This window comes from Shinella sp., from assembly GCF_049651085.1.
Taxonomy (GTDB): Bacteria; Pseudomonadota; Alphaproteobacteria; order Rhizobiales; family Rhizobiaceae; genus Shinella.
On record NZ_JBASBL010000016.1, the window covers coordinates 190,482 to 204,775 of the forward strand.

Here is a 14,294-nt window from a genome sequence, read left to right on the forward strand (position 1 = left end):
TGGCCCCCTTGCTTCGCGGCGCCGAATCCTGCCAAGTCCGGGAATGGAATTCGCACCCCAACAGGATGAAGCACTGAAGGCTGTCGCGCGATGGCTGAAGGAAGGCCGTCAGCCGTTGTTCCGGCTGTTCGGCTATGCCGGCACCGGCAAGACGACGCTTGCTCGCCATTTTGCCGAAAATGTCGATGGCGACGTGCTGTTTGCCGCCTTCACCGGCAAGGCGGCGCAGGTGCTGCGCTCCAAGGGCGCGAGCAATGCCAAGACGATCCATTCGCTGATCTATCGCCCGCGCGGCGAGGAAGAGGTGTCGGACGAGGAAACGGGGAAAACCTCGATCTCGCCGATGTTCTCCATTAATCGCCAGAGCCCGGTCGCCAAGGCGGCGCTCGTCGTCGTCGACGAGTGTTCGATGGTGGATGAGGCGCTCGGGCGCGACCTGATGAGTTTTGGCACACCGATCCTCGTTCTCGGCGATCCCGGCCAGCTGCCGCCCGTTACCGGCGGCGGTTATTTCACCAACCAGGAGCCGGACTACCTCCTGACCGATATTCATCGGCAGGCGCGCGACAATCCGATTATCCAGCTTGCCATGCAGGTTCGCGAAGGCAGCGAAATCGGCTTTGGCGATTATGGCGCGGCGCGAGTCATCGGCCGCAATGAGGTCGACCAGTCGCTGGTGCTCGAGGCCGATCAGGTGCTTGTCGGCACCAACCGGACGCGGCGGCGCTACAACCAGCGCCTTCGCGAGCTGAAGGGATTTTCCACAGACTACCCGCAATCCGGCGACAAGCTGGTCTGCCTGCGCAACGATCCGGCCAAGGGCCTGCTCAACGGATCGCTCTGGCAGGTGATGAGTTCATCCAAGGAAACGGTGAAGCCCGGCATCAACCTGATGATCCGGCCGGAGGACGACGACATGGATCGCGGCGCGGCCAAGATCAAGCTGTTGAAGGCCGCCTTCGAGAATCTCGAAGAGGAAATTCCGTGGTCGACGCGCAAGCGCTACGATGAGTTCGACTTCGGCTATGCGCTGACCGTGCACAAGGCGCAGGGCTCGCAGTGGAACAATGTCGTGCTGTTCGATGAGAGTTTTGCCTTCCGCGACACGCGTGAACGCTGGCTTTACACCGCCATCACGCGCGCCGCGGAAACGCTCACCATCGTGCGATAGATAGAGCTTTTCCGCGTATCGCCGAAAGACGCTTTACCTTTGTGGGACTCGCACGACGGGCCGCTCTCAGGAGCGGATGAAAGGGGCCGGTCATCATGTCCGGCCCGTTTACGCCGGCCTCAGTGGCCGACGATTCCGAGCATGACCGCCTTTGCGACGGCCTGGAAACGGTTGTTGCTGTCGAACTTGGCGATGATGTTCTTTTCCATCACCTGAACCTCGCCCGGCTCCACTTCGAGCGCGCGGGCGATGCGGCTTGTGGGATACCCTTCCGACATCAGCGCCAGGCAGCGCAGTTCCACGGGGGAAAGCTGGGCCTGCGGGATGTTGTCGTTCGTCTCGGGTTCGTGCGCGGCTGCAAAGTCCAGCAGTTCGTTGATCTGCTGCATCTGCCGGCGGATCGTCGATTGCTGGGCGGCAAGTTCCCGTTTGCGCGCGTTCATTGCCGCGTGGAAGATGCCATCGGCTTCATCCTGGCTTGCGGCGGCGGCAAGCTGCTCCAGCAGTTCCTGGATCACGGCGACGGGCATGCCCGTCTCGCGGCAGGTATTGACCACTGCCATCTGCTGGATTTCCGTTGCGCCATAGACGCGCATCGGTCCGACGCGGGCTGCGGTGAGCAGGCCCTTTTCCTCGTAGAAATGCAGCGTGCGATGGGTCACGCCGAAGGCGTTGGCCATGTCCGCGATGGCAAGACGCCCGTCCGGCAGGTTTTCCGGCAGCGGTGCAACAGGCAAAAAGCGGATGGTCTTGCGCCCGCCCGCTCGGCCCTCGGCTTTCTTCGACCCATTGGTCATCATGAAAACCGCCTGCAAAAAAGAAGATCGGTCATGTATTACCCCCGGTCGTCGACACGGGATAATCCCTCCTGTGAGGGCTGTTGCCGTGGCGACGGATAGTGCCCTTCATCGCATACGTTCTGCCGGCCTGTGCAATTCCGGTAGAGTGTACACGATTGATCTGTGGTTTTCCGATCCGTGGTCGCACGGCGATGTGCCGGATCGTGAGCTCCTGGCCGTAAATATTACCAGTCCGCCTATTTTCTAAAATAAGCCGGCGATACGCTTATGCATATCGCTATATCTAGGGATTTATTTTTCGTGGCCGTTTGCACGGCAGAGGGCGTGGACAGGGCCTAGCGCACCAAAGGCGTGCTGCGCCGGGCCGGTGCTGCGGCATCCGCATCGGCGAGTGTGTCCGGCGTCTCTTTGGAGCAGCTCGCCAACGGCTGCGGATGGGCTATCCCGCGCGCCGACTGCTGCTCCACTTGCGCCAGGCAGTGCATGAAGGCGCTTGCCGCGCCTGCTCGTATCGCGTGGCGGTAGAGCGCCCCGCTTGCCGAGAACGCCCGTGCCGCAAAGACGACGGCCTCGTAGGCGATGCCCGCTTCACCATGCAGCTGCTCGCGGGTGAAATGCCGGGTAAAGACAGTCCTGCCGGATTGCTCGTGGATCAGCCGGGCATAGATGCCGTAGCCGACCACCCGGTTTTCTATGCGGATAACATAGGATAGCGGTCCGGGTTCGTGTGTTTCGACGAGACGCACGGTCCTGTGATAGCCGGTGGCGTTCGTGATGGCGCGAGCCAGTGCGTTGCAATCGCCTCCCGCCGGCCAGCATTGCTCGATGCGGAGTTGCGGCAGGATCTGCGTCTGGTCGGTGAATGAGGTCTGCACGGAAAGAACGCGCTGCGCTTTCTCGATCGCCGCATTGGTTGGTTCCGGATAGATCGAGGGTGCAAGGAAGATCAGCGGCAGCAAGGAGAAAAGCGCAAGCGGCGAAGAGGCCGGCGCTGGAAGCCAGGATCGGCGCGCGCTTCGTGTCTGCCGGACGGACGACGGAGCGATTGCCGGTTTGTCTGCTACGATGTCCGCTGCCGTTTCCGGCTCCTTGCTGACGAGGCTGTATTCCGGGACGTAACTGCCGAGAGGCACGCGGATGCGGACAATGTCTGAAGCGCCTTCCGTCTCGTAATATTGCTCCAGCAGTTTCCTGAGCTTGCCGGCCTGGACGCGCACCAGGGGGTCGTTGCCGGCGTCGAAACCATGCGAGCGTCCGAAGACGTCGATGCCGATGCAGTAGCCCTTCAGGTGGGTTGCCTTGCCGGATACTTCGTTCTCCACGATATAGGAGAGGAACGAGCGCAAGCGTTCGGAACGGGCAAAGGTCTCGCTGGCGACGATTGTCTCGAGGGTGCGCCGCACGAGATCGCACGTCGGCCTGCCGGTCCCGCTCACGGTGCTGTTGCAGAGAAGACCATCGTCGTTGCCTGATGCCTTTCCGTTCCCCGAACCGTGACGCAGACGCGCCATCCCTAAAAATCCGGGGGAGTTTATCGGAGATTCCCGATCATGGGCAAGGGCGAAGCAGCCGAATGCCGGGCAATTCTTCCGCAAGCCCGCCTCGCGCGGCATTTGTGGCGATTGCCCTTGTGGAAACAACGCGCTAGACGTTGATATAGCAATAGGAGCCCGCGTCGTCATGCCTGCGAAACTGTCGGTCAATCTCAACGCTATCGCCATGCTGCGCAACCGCCGGGACCTGCCCTGGCCGAGCGTCACCGGCCTCGGCCGGATTGCGCTGGAGGCAGGTGCAAGCGGGCTCACGGTGCATCCGCGGCCGGACCAGCGCCATGTGCGTTTCAGCGATCTTGCCCCCATCCGGGCGCTGATCGATACCGAGTTTTCCGGCACCGAATTCAATATCGAGGGCTTTCCCGAAGAGAATTTCATGCGCCTTGTCGAGGAGCACCGTCCCGAACAGGTGACGCTGGTGCCGGACGACCCGGCGCAGGCGACTTCCGACCACGGCTGGGATTTCCGCAAGAACCACAACCTGCTCGGCAATATCGTCGGCCGGTTGAAGAAGCTGGGCCTGCGCGTTTCGGTCTTCGCGGACGGTGAGCCGGACCGCGAGGCGCTGATCATCGCACGCGAGCTGGGTGCCGACCGGATCGAACTGTACACCGGTCCCTATGGCGGCTGCTACGACAACCCGGCAGAGGCCGCGCGCATCGTAGAACTGCTCGGCGAGACGGCGGACATCGCCTTTGATCTCGGCCTCGATGTCAATGCCGGCCATGACCTAACGGTCGCCAACCTGCCGGCGCTCGTCGCCCGCATTCCGCGCCTTGCGGAAGTGTCGATCGGTCATGGCCTGACGGCCGATGCGCTGGAATACGGCATGGCAGAGGCGGTGCGCCGTTTCTGCCGCGCCTGCGGCCAGGATATCTGACGGCCATGCGGCGCTCCAGGAGAGCGCCGCACCCCATTCCTGTCAGCCGAGGAGGGCTGCCTTGTTGGCGGCGATGAAATCCTCGAAGGATGTCGGCGCGCGGCCGGAAAGCGTCTGCGCATCGCCGGTGACCATCGCGATCTTGCCTTCGCGCGTGTTGGCGTCGAAGGAAACGATGGTGGGAATAAAGCCTTCCGGCAGGCCGGCGGCCTTCAGGCCCTCCGCAAGCTGGGCGTCCGTCACATGCACCACATTCAGCGGCTTGCCCGTGGCGGCGGAGACGATGGCGGCGATTTCCTCGGCCGTGCGGCTCTTCGTGCCGGTCAGCGTGTAGGTCTTGCTCTCGCCGCCAGCCTTCAGGGCTGCTCCGGCAATGGCGGCGGCCGTGTCGGCGCGGGTGATGTGGGCAATCCTGCCTTCTCCTGACGAGGTGTACCAGGAGCCGGTCTGAAGCGCGTGCGGCAGCGACATGAAGAGGTTTTCCGCATACCAGCCGTCGCGCAGGATCGTGTGGGGGATGCCGCTCGCCTTGATGGCTTCCTCGGTGCCGAGATGGTCGGGTGCGAAGGTGACGAGCGAATCGTCCGGCTGCGGCATGGACGTGTAGAGGATGTGCCTGGCGCCGGCCTTCTTTGCCGCGGCGACGGCGGCCTTGTGCTGGGCGAGGCGCTTGCCGGGCGCATCGAGCGCGTCGGTGGAGATGATCAGCACCGTGCCGGCCCCGGCAAAGGCGGCGTCGAGCGAGGCCGGGTCGTCGAAGTCGGCGGCGCGTACGGTGATTCCCTTCGCCGCATAGTCGGAGAGCTTGGCGACGTTGCGGCTGGTCGCGATGAGACTGGTAGGCGCGATCTTGCCGGAGGCGAGAAGCGCATCGAGGACGAGGCGGCCGAGCTGGCCGGAGGCGCCGGTGACGAGAAGCGTGTCGGTCATGTCATTCCTTTCAGGCAGGCTCGGCGGGGAGGCGTATCTGATCCTGCTGTGAGTTGGTCTCTTATTGAGACTTGCTCTTATCCGGTAATCTGATAGAGCCTGTAAAGGAGGCAGTTTTTTCTGCGGTGGTTACCTGAAGGGAACCGGCTATGAACAAAATCATCGACCGAGCCGCGGGCGAACGCGTCATTTTGATCGACGGGGTCCCCATGTCTATGGAGGACTGTCCCGTGCGCGATGTGCTGGACAGCGTCGGCGGGAAGTGGACCTCGCTGATGATCCTCGGCCTTGCTGATGGGCCGCGCCGCTTCTCGCAACTGCGCCGATTCATCCCGGACATTTCGCAGCGTATGCTGACGCAGACCCTGCGTGACCTCCAGCGTGACGGCTATGTGGCGCGCACCGTCTATCCGACCCAGCCGCCGAGTGTCGAATATGCACTGACGCCGCTCGGCCAATCCTTCCTTGCGCTCCTGCGCTCGCTCGTGCAGTGGTCTACGCAGAACCATACCGCGATCCGGGCCGCACGGACGGCCTACGATACGCAAAAGGATTGACGCTTCGGCCATCGGGGCCGCATCGGGGAAGGGCATGAAGCCATTGGATATCGGCATTGCCGGCGCGGGGCCTGCGGGGCTCGCTGCGGCACTGTTTCTTGCGCGTGGCGGCCATCGGGTCGAGCTTATCGAACGTTTCGAGCGCCCGTCGCCGGTCGGCTCCGGTCTCCTGATGCAGCCGACGGGACTGACTGTACTCGACGCCCTCGGCCTCTCTTCCAGCATCCACGCTCTCGGCAATCGCATCGACCGGCTGCATGGCGCAGATGCGCGCAGCGGGCGCACCGTGCTCGATGTGCGCTATGATGCGCTGGCAGGCGGCCGCTATGGTCTTGCCGTGCACCGTGCCGCGCTGTTTTCGACGCTGCACGATGCGGTCGTGGCCGAGGGCCTTCCCATCCGCACAGGCATCACGCTCGCCAAGGCAGAAACCCGGCAGGCGCGCACCGCCCTGCACGATCCGGACGGCGAGATCGTCGGCGACTACGACCTGGTGATCGATGCGACCGGCGCGCGCTCGCAGCTCGTTGCCGCGTCCGTCGTTGCCCCGAAGGTCAGGGAACTGCCCTGGGGCGCCTTCTGGGCGACGCTCGATTGTGACGGTGTCGCCCATGATGCACGGGCATTGTCCCAACGATACGATGCGGCGAAGGTGATGATCGGCGTATTGCCGGTCGGGCGCGCGCATCCGGGCGAAGGGCGCAAGGCGGCCTTCTTCTGGAGCCTCAAGACGGCGGATGCAGAGGCGGTGAAGCAGGCGGGGCTTGCACGCTGGAAGGCCGGTATCCTCGATTACTGGCCCGAGACTGCGCCGTTCCTCGATCAAATTGGCGACTGGGAGCAGTTGACGCTTGCCCGCTATGCCCATCGCACCACGCTGCCGCCGCATGCGGACGGCATCGTCTTCATCGGTGACAGCGCCCATTCCACCAGTCCGCAGCTCGGGCAGGGCGCCAACATGGCGCTGCTCGACGCGGCGGCGCTGGCGCACGCCCTTTCCTCGGCCCGGTCACTGGAAGAGGGGCTGGCAGCCTTCGCAAGCGCCCGGCGCAATCACGTGCGGCTGTTCCAGCTGCTCTCCTACGTCTTCACGCCGTTCTACCAGTCGGATTCGCGGTCGATCGCCTGGCTGCGCGACCGGCTTGTCGCGACCGTCGCGAAAATCCCGCCGACACCGCAACTGCTGGCGGCCATCGTTTCCGGCACGCTTGTCGACCCGTTCGCACGGGCTGGCCTGCAGGAATGCCGCTGGCTGGAGAGGCTGCTTCAGGAGGCCTGACAGGCGATGGGCCGCTCTGGCGGCCTTGCCTGAAGCGCGGGCGCTGCAAAAAGCGGACACAAAAAAGGCCGGTCGAAACCGGCCTTTTCCATTCTTGCTGTGAGGCGTTTCAAGCTGCTTCGAGCTGATCGGCCGACATCTTGCCCGACTTGCGGTCACGGACCAGCTCGAAGCTGACCTTCTGACCTTCGTCGAGGCCGGTGAGGCCTGCGCGCTGTACGGCGGAGATGTGGACGAAAACGTCCGGTTCACCGCTGTCCTGCTGAATGAAGCCGTAGCCCTTGGTCGTGTTGAACCACTTTACGGTACCAGTTGCCATGACGAAACCTTTCCTGAGCCGTCAAATCAATCGTCGGTCGCGGTTAGGCGACCATGGGTGGTCGAATTTGAAGGGGAAGTTCGTGAGCTGCGGGCTGGAAACCGGCAAATGCAGAAGACAACGTTCAAATCTCGATGCGCGCAGAAATAAGTGCTTCGCCTCGATGGGTCAAGAGTGGCTGGAGGCAGATACTTCAACGGAAAATCGGGCGTTGGCGGAGGGTGTAAATGGCGCGGATCCCGCCTGCTGGTCACGGTAGAGAGCCGTGCGGGCAATACTGCCGCCCGAAGGCCCCGTTTCCGGGGCCTTGGCGTCGCACTTTCTAGGCGGGGCGCCGTTTGTCGACGCGATGATGGTCGAGGAAGGCGGCGATGGCCGTTTCGCCGCAGAGGCGGCGCTGCTCGGTGAGGGCCGTCGCAAGACGGGCAGCATCGCCGAAGGTGACGATCTCGGCGTCGATGGTCGCCGGGTTGCGGGCGAGCGTATCGGAAACGATATCCGCCATCGTGCGCGGCAGGATATCGGTGCAGTCCCGCATGCTTTCAAACACGGTGCCGATGGGAATGATGTGATCCTCGTAGATCACCATGGGTTCGGCGCGCTCGTCTTCCCAGGCATCGAAAGCCTCGAGAGCATTGCCGAACAGTTGCTGGAGAGTAATGGGAGCATGTCCTTCGTGAAGGACGGGCAGGAAATTCAGCATTTTCTGTCTCCTTGGCGTAAGGGCGTTTCGCTTCGTACTCCTGACTGAGGCCTGGACTGCCGGCACGCCGACGCGTGAAGCGTGGCCTGCTGCACCGCAGGTCTCACAAATCTTAACAAGACGAAACGGATTGGGAAGCGAAAAATATTGTGCAATCTGCAATGAAACGCCTTCCCGCATGGTTTTTTGTTTCTAATCAGGAAGATGGCTGGAAGAAAATTTCTCATACATTGTGCGCCGCAGCAATTTTTGCGTGCAACGAAGTGTCGTTCACAGCCGATGCCGGTGCGCAAATCACTCTCTTCGAATCTCGCGAAGGAAGCTGTTGACCGGACTGTCGAGGAACGCTAGAAGATGCGAACCGTACGGTACGGTACTTGATTTTGCGGGGTGGAGATCTTGCGGACGATGGAGCAGGGAAGGGCTGGCGCAGCTGCTGCGGGACTGACGGAGCGTCAGGGCGTGGTGCTGGAGCATGCGCTCGGCCTGCTCGTCGGAGGAGGGGAGCGCGCGCTGACGACGGCGGGTGTCGCACGTGCGGCGAATTGCTCGAAGGAGAGCCTCTATAAGTGGTTCGGCGATCGCGACGGGCTGATCTCGGCGATGATCACCTACCAGGCCGGCAAGGTGCGCACGGTCGAGGCCGAAGCGGGCAAGCTGACGGCGGAAACGCTGCGCATGCATCTTTCAGCCTTTGCCCGCGATCTGATCGATGTGCTTTCCGGTGACGTCTCGCTGGCGCTCAATCGTCTGGCGATCGGCCAGGCCAGTCGCGAGGGCGCCGGGCTCGGCCGTCTGCTGCAGGAGCGCGGCCGGCGGCAGATCGGCAAGCGCGCCGCCGCGTTGCTGGAAGCAGGCCGCAAGGCGAAGCTGCTTGCATTCGACAGTGCCGACGAGGCATACGGCACGCTCTACGGCCTGATCGTCTCGGACATGCATCTGCGCATGCTTCTGGGGGAGGATGCCGCAGCGCTCAAAAAGGAATTCTCGCCGCGGGCGGAGAAGGCAGTGGATGCCTTCCTGATACTCCACGGTGTGAAAGAATAGGCCGGCAGTTTAACCGCCGGTTCGGGTTTAAACAGACATCAAGGGAAGGAACTACCGATGCGCGTCTATTACGATCGTGATGCCGATCTCAACCTCATCAAGGCGAAGAACGTCGCCATCGTCGGCTACGGCTCGCAGGGCCGTGCACACGCACTCAACCTCAAGGATTCCGGCGCCACCGGCGTCGTGATCGCGCTCAAGGCCGGCTCGCCGACCATCAAGAAGGCCGAAGCCGACGGCTTCAAGGTCATGACCGTCTCGGAAGCCGCCAAGTGGGCCGACCTCCTCATGATGGCGACCCCGGACGAACTGCAGGCCGACATCTACAAGGCCGAGATTGCCGGCAACATCCGTGACGGCGCGGCCATCGCGTTTGCCCACGGCCTCAACGTCCATTTCGGCCTGATCGAGCCGAAGGCCTCGCTCGACGTCGTCATGATCGCGCCGAAGGGCCCGGGCCACACGGTTCGCGGCGAATACCAGAAGGGCGGCGGCGTCCCCTGCCTCGTTGCCGTTCACCAGAACGCTTCGGGCAACGCGCTTGACGTCGCTCTCTCCTACGCCTGCGGCGTTGGCGGCGGCCGTTCGGGCATCATCGAGACCAACTTCAAGGAAGAGTGCGAAACCGACCTCTTCGGCGAACAGGTCGTTCTGTGCGGCGGTCTCGTCGAGCTGATCCGCGCCGGTTTCGAAACGCTGGTCGAAGGCGGCTATGCGCCGGAAATGGCCTATTTCGAGTGCCTGCACGAAGTGAAGCTGATCGTCGACCTGATCTATGAAGGCGGCATCGCCAACATGAACTACTCGATCTCCAACACGGCCGAGTGGGGCGAATATGTCTCGGGCCCGCGCATCATCACCGCCGAGACGAAGGCCGAGATGAAGCGCGTCCTGACGGACATCCAGACCGGCAAGTTCACCTCCGAGTGGATGCAGGAATGGAAGGCCGGCGGCGCTCGCTTCAAGGGCATCCGTCGCAACAACGACGCGCACCAGATCGAAGAAGTCGGTGCGAAGCTGCGCGGTATGATGCCGTGGATCGGCAAGAACAAGCTGGTCGACAAGGCTGTCAACTAATCGTTCCTGCCTTCGGGCAAGACGACGGGCCGGGCGGTTTTCCGCCCGGCTTTTCTATTTCAGTGAACTTTAAATAATGCAGCGCATCCTTCTGAGACGCCGCGGTGCAGCAAGTAATAAGCTTGCTTAACGGGGCAAATGGGAACACAATACACTTGTGTATCGTTCCGCTGTCAGGAGGATAGTGCGATGACCACGATTATCCAATACTTCGCCTGGTTCGATCTTCTCATCCTTGGCAGTATAGCCATGCTGGTGCTGCTGAGTCTCTATGGCGACCGGACAACCTGAGTCCGGGTCGTAACTGGAGTTTCAGTCGGAGCTAAATCGCTCCGACAGGAGTGCCTTTGCGCGAAACCTTGGGCGGTGCGCGGCTTTTCTGGTGCAAATGTTTAGGTCAGCATTATTGACATAAAAACGGCGCCATGATGAGGTGCGTTCAAACAACAAGCCCGAGGAAACCCCTATGTTCAAATGGGAACAGGCCTTCGCGACGCGTGCGTCGCGCATGAAGGCATCCGAAATCCGTGAATTGCTGAAACTGCTGGAGCGGCCCGACATCATCTCGTTCGCAGGCGGCATTCCGGATCCGGCGCTGTTTCCGAAGGAAGCCTTCTCCGCCGCCTATACGGATGTGCTGGCGGGCGAGAATGCATCCGCCGGTCTGCAATATTCGATCAGCGAAGGCTACAAGCCCCTGCGTGACTGGCTCGCCGGCGAAATGGGCAAGCTGGGCGTTCCCTGTACTGCGGACAACGTCTTCATCGTTTCTGGTTCGCAGCAGGGCCTCGACTATCTCGGCAAGCTCTTCCTGTCGCCAAAGGATACGGCGCTCGTCACCTGGCCGACCTATCTCGGCGCGCTTCAGGCCTTCAATGCCTATGAGCCGACCTACGACCGGCTGAACCTTTCCGGCAACCGCACGCCGGATGCCTACCGCGCGACGGCAACGGAAGCCGGCGGACGCGTGAAGTTTGCCTATCTCTCCGCCGATTTTTCCAATCCGACGGGCGAAACGGTCGACCGCGCCGGCCGCGAAAAGCTGCTGGCGCTTGCCGAAGAGCTGGAAATCCCGATCATCGAGGATGCCGCCTATCAGTCGCTGCGCTATGACGGCGAGGCGATTCCGCCGATCCTGGCGCTCGAAATCGCCAGCAAGGGCAGTATCGACGACACCCGCACCATCTATTGCGGCAGTTTCTCCAAGACGCTCGCACCGGGCCTGCGCGTCGGCTACATCGTCGCGGCCGCTCCGGTCATCCGCAAGCTCGTGCTGATGAAGCAGGCGGCGGACCTGCATTCCTCGACCATCAACCAGATGGCGATCGCCCATGTCGCCGAGCGTGGTTTCGACGCGCAGGTCGCGAAAATCCGCGCCGCCTATAGCGGACGTCGCGATGCCATGCTGGCGGCGCTTCAGAAATACATGCCGGAAGGCGTCACCTGGACGAAGCCGGAAGGCGGCATGTTCGTCTGGGTCACGCTGCCGGCCGGCATGGACGGCGCGAAACTGCTCGCCCGCTCCATCGAGACGGAAAAAGTCGCCTTCGTTCCCGGCCAGGCTTTCCATGCGGATGGCAGTGGCGCCAACACGCTGCGCCTCAGCTTCTCCTGCGCCGATGCCGCGACGATCGAGGAAGGCATTTCCCGCCTCGGCCGCCTGCTCGCCAGCGAGCGGCTTGCAGCCTGAAGCCGGACGCCGGGCGCGTTGCCCTCACGATAACCCTCTTCCCGCAGGCGGGGAGAGGGCGGTGACCCGGTTCTCACCGGAATTTCTCTAGTCGTCCAGCCACGTGCGGGCCGCTTCGAAGACGAGGTCCGGCAGGACCTCGAATGTATAGGGCGCATGCACGCGCTCCCATTTCTGATGATAGTCGCGCCCCCACGGGCCGATATTGACCGTCGGGAAGGGCAGCAGCCCTTCCGGCGCATTGTCCGTGAAAGCTGCCGACGGCGTGTTGGCGGCCAGGAGGGCGGTCTCGCCCGCATCCGGCCGGTGGCCGAAGAAGCTCATGTCCGAAATCCCGGCAAAGATCTGCTTGAACTTGATAGAGGTGTCGTGCCGGCGCGCGGCGTCCTGCATCACGCGCTGAAGTTTCGCCTGCATGCCTTCGGCATTGGAGCGTTCCAGATGCACCAGCGGGTAGTGCAGGCTGCCGAAGCCGATGATGACGGCCGGTCCTTCGATGCCGGCTTCCGTCGCCGCCGCCGAGACGATCTCCCGGCTCACCTTCAACGGATCGGTGCCGCCCGATAGCGCCCGGTCCAGCGTTTCGAGCCGCGCCAGCGCCTCCATGCCGCCGCGCTGCTTCACCCGCTCCAGAAGCTCGGCATAGGTCAGCACGAGGCCCTTGGTGCTGGCTATGGCGCGATCCCGGTAGCGCGCGGCGTGGGCATCCTGCGTTTCGAGCGCGGTTTGCAGCGCGCCGGAGACGATCGTGCGGAATTCGCCGAGAATGTCGTTGGCGCTGCGGCGGTGCGTCAGCCAGTTGAAGGAGAGCCAGACGCGGTCCGGCGTCGTCACGTCGTATCCGTCACGGATGTCGCGGGCTTCAAGGCACACCGGCGGCGGCGAGCGTTCGCCGAAGGCTTCGTCGCTGAGTTCCGGCACCGTATCCATGGCGCGGATGATTTCCCCGCTGATACGATGCGCACTCGTGCCGTTGAACGGGTAGCCGGCATGGGTCGGACGGCCGATGACGAAGGCGAAGGGGGCGAACTTGCCGATGGAGCCGAGATAGATTGCCCGGCCTTCCTCGCCGTCGCGCTCGCAGCTCGATGCATCGAGATTGATGCCGCCGACAATGTCGAGGTCGAAGCGGCGGGCGATAGCGGGCAGGGCGTCGCGCAGGCTGCGCATGCCGCGCGAGCGGTTTTCCTCGTCGGGTGTCGCCACGAAGAGGATGTTGCCTTCCAGGTCTTCCAGCCCGGCGAAGCGTTCCAGAACCGCGATGCCGGCGGCAAGGCCGCTCTTCATGTCAAGCAGGCCGCGCCCGGCGATGAAGTCGCCGCTCTCGAAATCCTCGAGCGCCTTGGCCTCCGCGCCGTTCAGCGGGCGGCTGCGCAACTCCTTGACGAGGGCTTCGGTCAGCGGTTCCGGATCGCAGGCGAGCGGCGCAAGCGTGCCGTAATTGGCGATGGAAACCGTATCGAAATGGCCGGCCAGCACCACCGTTCGCCGCCCCTTGCCGCGTACCAGCGCCACAACGTTGCGCGTCAGCGGATCGCCGTGGCTGTCGATGGTGAAGAGCTGTTCGCGATGGCGCTGGAAATAGGGCGTCTCGGCGAGATGCGCCTCGAGCTTTTCGGAAAAGCGCGCCTCGTCGGGCGAGCCGGTCACGCTCGGCCACCGTGTCATCAGCAGGGAAAGCGCGCGGGTGCGCGCGGCGGCGATGCGGAGGGCGGTTTCGTTCATCGGGGACATGGGGCCTGCCGAAAGCTGTTGCGTTGAAGAGACTGCAAGGCTAGCCAAGGACAGCGGCAAGCGAAACGGCAATCTTTTGTGAAAATTGACGCCAATCTTGCCGTTTCGTTATCTCAATCTGGCATTTCGACAGACATGGACACGACCGACCGCAAACTTCTCGCTCTGCTGCGCAAGGATGGCCGCGCCTCGCTTTCGGCGCTTGCGGCAGAATTGAAGGTGTCGCGCGGCACCGTGCAGAACCGCATCGAGCGGCTGACCCGTGATGGCGTCATCGCCGGCTTTTCCGTGCGGGTGACCGAGACGGACGATCCGCATGCGGTGCGTGCGGTCATGATGATCGAGATCACCGGCCAGAAGACGCTGGCCGCCATCAAGGCGCTGCGCGGTATTCCGGAGGTGCGCGCCCTGCACACGACGAACGGCGCCTGGGACCTGGTGGCGGAGCTTCACGCCGAGAATCTCGTCGAGTTCGAGCGGGTGCTGCGCGGCATCCGCGCCATGGACGGCGTGTCGAAATCCGAGACGAGCCTGCTGCTGACGACCCTTTGACG

The 14,294-nt window shown here is 63.1% G+C and carries 14 protein-coding genes; 8 read left to right on the forward strand and 6 right to left on the reverse strand.

The window, feature by feature from the left end:
• Positions 1–43 precede the first annotated feature (43 nt).
• Positions 44–1,171, forward strand: coding sequence for an ATP-dependent DNA helicase (locus WA950_RS09655; protein ID WP_424551490.1), 1,128 nt, complete (start codon positions 44–46; stop codon positions 1,169–1,171).
• A gap of 119 nt (positions 1,172–1,290) precedes the next feature.
• On the opposite strand, the gene WA950_RS09660 is transcribed toward WA950_RS09655, so the two are convergent.
• Together WA950_RS09660 and WA950_RS09665 are read right to left on the reverse strand one after the other, a co-directional pair.
• Positions 1,291–1,968 (reverse strand): MerR family transcriptional regulator, encoded by a 678-nt coding sequence (locus WA950_RS09660; RefSeq protein WP_424551526.1) that lies wholly within the window; start codon positions 1,966–1,968, stop codon positions 1,291–1,293.
• A 338-nt stretch (positions 1,969–2,306) separates the two neighbouring features.
• The gene (locus WA950_RS09665; protein ID WP_424551491.1) at positions 2,307–3,374 is read right to left on the reverse strand and encodes a hypothetical protein; all 1,068 of its coding nucleotides are present in this window, start codon (positions 3,372–3,374) and stop codon (positions 2,307–2,309) included.
• Between the two features lie 277 nt (positions 3,375–3,651).
• Here WA950_RS09665 and WA950_RS09670 point away from each other — a divergent pair, with 277 nt between their 5' ends.
• On the forward strand, positions 3,652–4,404 hold the full coding sequence (locus tag WA950_RS09670; RefSeq protein WP_424551492.1) for a pyridoxine 5'-phosphate synthase: 753 nt from the start codon (positions 3,652–3,654) through the stop codon (positions 4,402–4,404).
• A 42-nt stretch (positions 4,405–4,446) separates the two neighbouring features.
• Here the strand turns inward: WA950_RS09670 and WA950_RS09675 are convergent, their stop codons facing one another.
• Positions 4,447–5,334, reverse strand: coding sequence for an NmrA family NAD(P)-binding protein (locus WA950_RS09675; protein ID WP_424551493.1), 888 nt, complete (start codon positions 5,332–5,334; stop codon positions 4,447–4,449).
• 149 nt (positions 5,335–5,483) lie between these two features.
• Between WA950_RS09675 and WA950_RS09680 the strand changes: the two genes are divergently transcribed.
• Both WA950_RS09680 and WA950_RS09685 read left to right on the forward strand, forming a co-directional pair.
• Positions 5,484–5,891 carry a winged helix-turn-helix transcriptional regulator gene (locus WA950_RS09680; protein WP_424551494.1) on the forward strand — a complete coding sequence of 136 codons (408 nt, stop codon included), beginning with the start codon at positions 5,484–5,486 and terminating at the stop codon, positions 5,889–5,891.
• A 34-nt stretch (positions 5,892–5,925) separates the two neighbouring features.
• Positions 5,926–7,170, forward strand: a complete 1,245-nt coding sequence (locus WA950_RS09685) for an FAD-dependent oxidoreductase (protein ID WP_424551495.1) — start codon at positions 5,926–5,928, stop codon at positions 7,168–7,170.
• A 109-nt stretch (positions 7,171–7,279) separates the two neighbouring features.
• Here WA950_RS09685 and WA950_RS09690 read toward each other — a convergent pair whose 3' ends face one another.
• Positions 7,280–7,489, reverse strand: coding sequence for a cold-shock protein (locus WA950_RS09690; protein WP_424551496.1), 210 nt, complete (start codon positions 7,487–7,489; stop codon positions 7,280–7,282).
• 322 nt (positions 7,490–7,811) lie between these two features.
• On the reverse strand, positions 7,812–8,192 hold the full coding sequence (locus tag WA950_RS09695) for a hypothetical protein (RefSeq protein ID WP_424551497.1): 381 nt from the start codon (positions 8,190–8,192) through the stop codon (positions 7,812–7,814).
• Positions 8,193–8,600: 408 nt separating this feature from the next.
• On the opposite strand from WA950_RS09695, the gene WA950_RS09700 reads away from it, so the two are divergent.
• From WA950_RS09700 to WA950_RS09710, 3 genes are all read left to right on the forward strand, one after another.
• On the forward strand, positions 8,601–9,239 hold the full coding sequence (locus WA950_RS09700; RefSeq protein WP_424551498.1) for a TetR/AcrR family transcriptional regulator C-terminal domain-containing protein: 639 nt from the start codon (positions 8,601–8,603) through the stop codon (positions 9,237–9,239).
• 57 nt (positions 9,240–9,296) lie between these two features.
• The gene (gene ilvC, locus WA950_RS09705; RefSeq protein ID WP_424551499.1) at positions 9,297–10,316 is read left to right on the forward strand and encodes a ketol-acid reductoisomerase; all 1,020 of its coding nucleotides are present in this window, start codon (positions 9,297–9,299) and stop codon (positions 10,314–10,316) included.
• A 466-nt stretch (positions 10,317–10,782) separates the two neighbouring features.
• Complete coding sequence (locus WA950_RS09710) at positions 10,783–12,006, forward strand: PLP-dependent aminotransferase family protein (RefSeq protein WP_424551500.1); 1,224 nt, start codon at positions 10,783–10,785, stop codon at positions 12,004–12,006.
• A gap of 87 nt (positions 12,007–12,093) precedes the next feature.
• On the opposite strand, the gene WA950_RS09715 is transcribed toward WA950_RS09710, so the two are convergent.
• Positions 12,094–13,740, reverse strand: a complete 1,647-nt coding sequence (locus tag WA950_RS09715) for a M20/M25/M40 family metallo-hydrolase (RefSeq protein WP_424551501.1) — start codon at positions 13,738–13,740, stop codon at positions 12,094–12,096.
• 135 nt (positions 13,741–13,875) lie between these two features.
• Here WA950_RS09715 and WA950_RS09720 point away from each other — a divergent pair, with 135 nt between their 5' ends.
• Positions 13,876–14,292, forward strand: coding sequence for an Lrp/AsnC family transcriptional regulator (locus WA950_RS09720; protein ID WP_424551502.1), 417 nt, complete (start codon positions 13,876–13,878; stop codon positions 14,290–14,292).
• Positions 14,293–14,294 lie beyond the last annotated feature (2 nt).

Bases quoted from the DNA above. Each gene is read 5' to 3' on its own strand.
- WA950_RS09655 (WP_424551490.1), top strand. From the start codon at position 44: ATGGAATTCGCACCCCAACAGGATGAAGCACTGAAGGCTGTCGCGCGA.
- WA950_RS09660 (WP_424551526.1), bottom strand. From the start codon at position 1,968: ATGACCAATGGGTCGAAGAAAGCCGAGGGCCGAGCGGGCGGGCGCAAG.
- WA950_RS09670 (WP_424551492.1), top strand. From the start codon at position 3,652: ATGCCTGCGAAACTGTCGGTCAATCTCAACGCTATCGCCATGCTGCGC.
- WA950_RS09675 (WP_424551493.1), bottom strand. From the start codon at position 5,334: ATGACCGACACGCTTCTCGTCACCGGCGCCTCCGGCCAGCTCGGCCGC.
- WA950_RS09680 (WP_424551494.1), top strand. From the start codon at position 5,484: ATGAACAAAATCATCGACCGAGCCGCGGGCGAACGCGTCATTTTGATC.
- WA950_RS09685 (WP_424551495.1), top strand. From the start codon at position 5,926: ATGAAGCCATTGGATATCGGCATTGCCGGCGCGGGGCCTGCGGGGCTC.
- WA950_RS09690 (WP_424551496.1), bottom strand. From the start codon at position 7,489: ATGGCAACTGGTACCGTAAAGTGGTTCAACACGACCAAGGGCTACGGC.
- WA950_RS09695 (WP_424551497.1), bottom strand. From the start codon at position 8,192: ATGCTGAATTTCCTGCCCGTCCTTCACGAAGGACATGCTCCCATTACT.
- WA950_RS09700 (WP_424551498.1), top strand. From the start codon at position 8,601: ATGGAGCAGGGAAGGGCTGGCGCAGCTGCTGCGGGACTGACGGAGCGT.
- ilvC (WP_424551499.1), top strand. From the start codon at position 9,297: ATGCGCGTCTATTACGATCGTGATGCCGATCTCAACCTCATCAAGGCG.
- WA950_RS09710 (WP_424551500.1), top strand. From the start codon at position 10,783: ATGTTCAAATGGGAACAGGCCTTCGCGACGCGTGCGTCGCGCATGAAG.
- WA950_RS09715 (WP_424551501.1), bottom strand. From the start codon at position 13,740: ATGTCCCCGATGAACGAAACCGCCCTCCGCATCGCCGCCGCGCGCACC.
- WA950_RS09720 (WP_424551502.1), top strand. From the start codon at position 13,876: ATGGACACGACCGACCGCAAACTTCTCGCTCTGCTGCGCAAGGATGGC.